At 56.9% G+C, this 4,342-nt stretch carries 4 protein-coding genes; 2 read left to right on the forward strand and 2 right to left on the reverse strand.

Translation table 11 applies throughout. From position 1 onward, the window contains the following. Window positions 1–57: 57 nt before the first annotated feature. Complete coding sequence (locus DDD64_RS08650; RefSeq protein ID WP_126135958.1) at window positions 58–357, reverse strand: hypothetical protein; 300 nt, start codon at window positions 355–357, stop codon at window positions 58–60. Window positions 358–598: 241 nt separating this feature from the next. On the opposite strand from DDD64_RS08650, the gene DDD64_RS08655 reads away from it, so the two are divergent. Both DDD64_RS08655 and DDD64_RS08660 read left to right on the forward strand, forming a co-directional pair. After that, entirely contained in the window at window positions 599–1,621 is a 1,023-nt protein-coding gene (locus DDD64_RS08655) for a Cna B-type domain-containing protein (protein WP_126135959.1), read from the forward strand. A 268-nt stretch (window positions 1,622–1,889) separates the two neighbouring features. After that, the gene (locus tag DDD64_RS08660; RefSeq protein WP_126135960.1) at window positions 1,890–2,966 is read left to right on the forward strand and encodes an inositol-3-phosphate synthase; all 1,077 of its coding nucleotides are present in this window, start codon (window positions 1,890–1,892) and stop codon (window positions 2,964–2,966) included. A gap of 198 nt (window positions 2,967–3,164) precedes the next feature. Here DDD64_RS08660 and DDD64_RS08665 read toward each other — a convergent pair whose 3' ends face one another. After that, window positions 3,165–3,578: a DoxX family protein gene (locus DDD64_RS08665; protein WP_126135961.1), complete on the reverse strand. Its 414-nt coding sequence runs from the start codon at window positions 3,576–3,578 to the stop codon at window positions 3,165–3,167. Window positions 3,579–4,342 lie beyond the last annotated feature (764 nt).

Genomic DNA, 4,342 nt, shown 5'->3' on the forward strand with positions numbered 1-4,342 from the left:
AAGACTATTAGTGGGAAGGACGTTATTGCTTGACCGGTATCTGATATCCAGTCCTTATTAGTATCGAAACCAGAGAATGACAATCATGATTCGAGAACACAGATACACCACTACCCAGGACTTGACCCCGGCATTATGCCGCGTTAGCAGGGCATCAACGATTCCATCGACATATTCGTTGGCGGTACAACCGCCGTTCGACCGCCCAAAAAACTTGCGATAATCCTCGTTCGTGCTCCAGATCGCCACCGGTAAGCCGTCGTAGCTGACAGACGCGTCCACAAGGACCGCCCCGATAACCGGCGGTTCCAGCGTAGCTTGATATTTAGGCGTGATAACGCGCATTTCTTCGGCCATACTTCAGTCTCTCACAACCAGTTTTTTCGCGCATCGCAGCATATGTGCTGGTAGGCGAAGTGGCGGCGTCGTCGTGCTAAATCGGTGGGACTTAGTTCCCTCACATGCCGCGCATTCTATGGGCGAAGATGGGACAAGCAGCCGCGCGAAAATAGGAAAACACGCCTTTTCGCGGCCGGATCGCGGTGATGATGGCGTCGCGCGCATCGGGCATGGCTGAGTCGACGGAGGGAGGATAACGATGAGCATACGAAAACTTGGCGCGATGGCGGTCGCGCTTCTGCTGGCCTTGCTGGGCATCACTGCCTACTCGCAGGCGCAACCGGTCGATAGTCCGGCCGCGCGGGTTGAGTGCCCGGCTAAGGAACACCCCGATTTCATTACCTTGGAGCTGTGGGGAACGCAGTACACCCGCGATGCCGAAGGTAACCTACAAAAGGATTTACCCAAGGAAACGATCAAGTACGGGGTGTTCAAGGTCTACCAGGACCGCAGCGAACAGCTGTGGATCAATCCACGCTACGAAGCCAGCAAGGACCAATTCGAGGTCGTAAATTACCCCTCAACGGTCGATGAATGGAATTTTACGTTCAGCGTCCCCAAATATGAGCTTGCCGGCCCAACCTGGAGGGATAACGAAGTCGAGTACGGCATCACGGAAATTCCCTCACCGGGGTACCGCAGCGATAAGGATATGAATCCGGATGGCACCTTCCGATTCACCAATACCTTGGCTACGGATGTCTCGGCAACGAAGGCGTGGCAGGATGACGATAACGCTAAGCAAACCCGCCCGGAGAACATCACTTTCGTGCTGCTGGGTGACGGCAAGGAAGTGGCTCGCAAGACTGTTGGTGCGGCCGAAGATTGGAAGGTCACTTTCGCTGAAGTGGACAAGTGCGCAGGCGGCTACCTCATCAATTACACGGTTGTGGAGGAATCTGTAGACGGGTACACCACGGCCGTGACCGGGAACATGACGGATGGATTCGTGGTGACGAACACTATCGTACCGCCGCCCCCGACTCCTACACCTACGGAATCGGAGACCCCCACGCCCACCCCGACCCCGACGGTGCCGGCAACAACCCCGCCGGCAACCACGCCGCCGGTTCCCTCGCAAACGCCAACTCCCACAACCACGCCTACGCCGCGCGAGCGGCTCGTGAAAACGGGAACATCCATGGCCGGCCCGGCCGTGACCCTGGCGGGCCTTGCTCTCTTGGGAGCGGGAGGTGTGATGGTGGTACGACGGCGCAGCTAAGCACCGTGAACTCTACACATTAATGTGACTCATCGTGGGGCGGCGACGCCGTAAAGTCGCCGCCCCACGCTAGTGCGCCCGCCGATGTCCGCGCGTCAGCCAACCACATCCGCCCGTAAGGTCTCTTCACAAAAGAACTTTTTAGTGCCATAGTGGCTTGGTGATGGGGGCACAGGTGCCCCGTTCAGTCTCGCTCACCGTGGCGCCCGCCGCACCGATGACTGAAAAAACAATCACGTTTCATCAATAACTACAAAGGAGTAACCGTATGTCGATTCGCGTTGCCATTGTGGGAGTAGGTAATTGTGCGTCCTCGCTGGTGCAGGGCGTGACCTACTACCACGGCGCATCTGAAAGCGAAACGGTCCCGGGCCTGATGCATGTGGTATTTGGCGATTACCATATCCGCGATATTGAGTTCGTTGCGGCTTTCGACGTTGACGCTAAGAAAGTCGGCGTCGATCTGGCCACTGCGATCAACGCCAGCGAAAATAACACAATTAAAATCTGCGATGTGGCACCCACCGGGGTGGAGGTGCTGCGCGGCCCCACGCTGGATGGGCTGGGGGAGTACTACCGCGCCACTATTACCGAATCTGATGCTGAACCCGTTGATGTGGTGGCCGCGCTTAGGGATGCACGGGCCGATGTGCTGGTTTCCTACCTCCCGGTCGGCTCCGAAGAAGCAGCGAAGTTCTACGCGCAGGCCGCCCTTGATGCCGGTGTTGCCATGATCAACTGCATGCCGGTGTTCATTGCCTCCAACCCGGAGTGGGCTCAGAAGTTCACGGATGCCGGTGTGCCGATTGTGGGCGACGATATTAAGAGCCAGATCGGCGCGACTATCACCCATCGGGTGCTCGCCCGGCTTTTCGAAGAGCGCGGGATTTCCCTTGACCATACGTACCAGCTCAACGTGGGCGGCAATATGGACTTCAAGAATATGCTCCAGCGTTCGCGCCTGGAATCGAAGAAAATCTCCAAAACCCAGGCTGTCACCAGCAATATCACCCAGCGGCTCGACCCGCACGATATCCACGTGGGGCCCTCCGATTGGGTCCCGTGGCTCGAGGATCGCAAATTTGCCTTCGTGCGCCTGGAGGGCCGCAACTTCGGTGATATCCCCGTCAAGCTGGAATACAAGCTCGAAGTGTGGGATTCCCCGAACTCCGCCGGCGTGGTTATCGACGCGATCCGCGCGGCCAAGATCGCCCTCGACCGCGGCATCGGCGGCCCGCTGCTTTCCGCCAGCGCCTATTTCATGAAGTCGCCGGCGCAGCAGCGTCCCGATGAGGAGGCCCGCGCGGCGGTGGAAGCTTTCATCCGCGGGGAAGTGGAACGCTAAATCCGCTTCGCATCCCCAATCCATATCCCCGCGTCCGCGGGATCTTACCTCAATAAACGTGGCGGCCGTTTCCACTACAAGGAGCGGCCGCCACCGTTGTATGCAGCTGTGCAGCGATTTTGCACAGCTTGTGCCTGCGCAGGTAGGTACGACGCCGCAGCTCACGAGCCTGTGGGCACCCGAGCCGCCACTGGTTCGCTACCGAGTTTTCACCCCGGTAGCCTCCTTCGCGTTGGCTCCCATCTCAGCATCAGCCATGTTCATGACGTTCCAACCTTGCTTAATAAGTAACGCCTGAAGGGGGAGTCGGCCGTAAGCAATCGCCTTGAGCGGCCAGGGCTTATCTTGCCACTGGTGGGCCATGTAGATATTTGCCGGGAAAACGGCCAGGAAAAGGGCGATTGCCGCAGCGCCGCCGAGTTTGCGGGTGCGGCGCTGCGCAATGAGTCCGGCTGTCGCTAATTCGGCCACCCCGGAGGCGAGGGTATAGGCGCGCGGCTGGCCGGGAAGCTGGGGCGGGATGATGGAGTCGAAAGGTTTGGGAGCGATGAAGTGGAGGGTTCCCATCCCGGCGAGCAGGCCGGTCAAGAGTTGTGGATCTTTGCGCGACATACTCAGATCGTAAATCACCTGAAAGTGAGTGTTCAAGCACCATACCGAGCTGGCTGAATGTGCGAACCGCCCTTGTGGTAACTCACATTTAACTATGGACATCCATGTACAACATGGCGGATATGCCCCCATTTTTACGTGGCAGTCGTTACATAAAAATCTTTACTATTTGTAGAAAATTAGGGTGCTAAAGTCCTAATCTGGGACATCGGTCCTAAAATATTCATGCTATGTTAGCGCGGGAAAATTCGGAAAAACCAAAGAAGTTGGGACTTATTTCGTCATAGTAGCGCAGCTTCCGCAATGTAGATGATTCGTGAATGAATATTTGAGCTGAAAACGGCCTGAAAGGTTTTCCTGAGATTGATCACGTTCGAATGTACTGGACAGTTGGACTTACTTCCTCGTAGGTTATTAACGCGATTGATAACTATTAGTTATACGGCGGGCTGATAAACCACTTCCGGTGATCAAACCTTCGTGTAATGGACAGGATGAGCGTGAATTTTCGGGCGATACCGGCAACGGTTGCAACGATCGTGGCCGCACTGATGACCAGCCACGCCACGGGTCTCCCGTTTTCGGAAGCCCCGGCGCCTCATCCCACTCCCGGTGTAACCACCGCGCAAAACGCTAGTGCACCGTCCGCGATTTAGGTTTCCGGTTATGGGGTGGGGGTTTGTTCTAAGACTGTTCTCGCGCGTGCTATTTTCTCCAGGAGGCTATCCACGTCAGCTACCCACGTGAATGGTGTGGCGGTAAGG

Source organism: Actinotignum sanguinis, assembly GCF_003957255.1.
Taxonomy (GTDB): Bacteria; Actinomycetota; Actinomycetes; order Actinomycetales; family Actinomycetaceae; genus Actinotignum; species Actinotignum sanguinis.

What these genes read in the sequence shown, in the direction of transcription:
- DDD64_RS08650 (WP_126135958.1), bottom strand. Translation starts at nt 357, where the DNA reads ATGGCCGAAGAAATGCGCGTTATCACGCCTAAATATCAAGCTACGCTG.
- DDD64_RS08655 (WP_126135959.1), top strand. Translation starts at nt 599, where the DNA reads ATGAGCATACGAAAACTTGGCGCGATGGCGGTCGCGCTTCTGCTGGCC.
- DDD64_RS08660 (WP_126135960.1), top strand. Translation starts at nt 1,890, where the DNA reads ATGTCGATTCGCGTTGCCATTGTGGGAGTAGGTAATTGTGCGTCCTCG.
- DDD64_RS08665 (WP_126135961.1), bottom strand. Translation starts at nt 3,578, where the DNA reads ATGTCGCGCAAAGATCCACAACTCTTGACCGGCCTGCTCGCCGGGATG.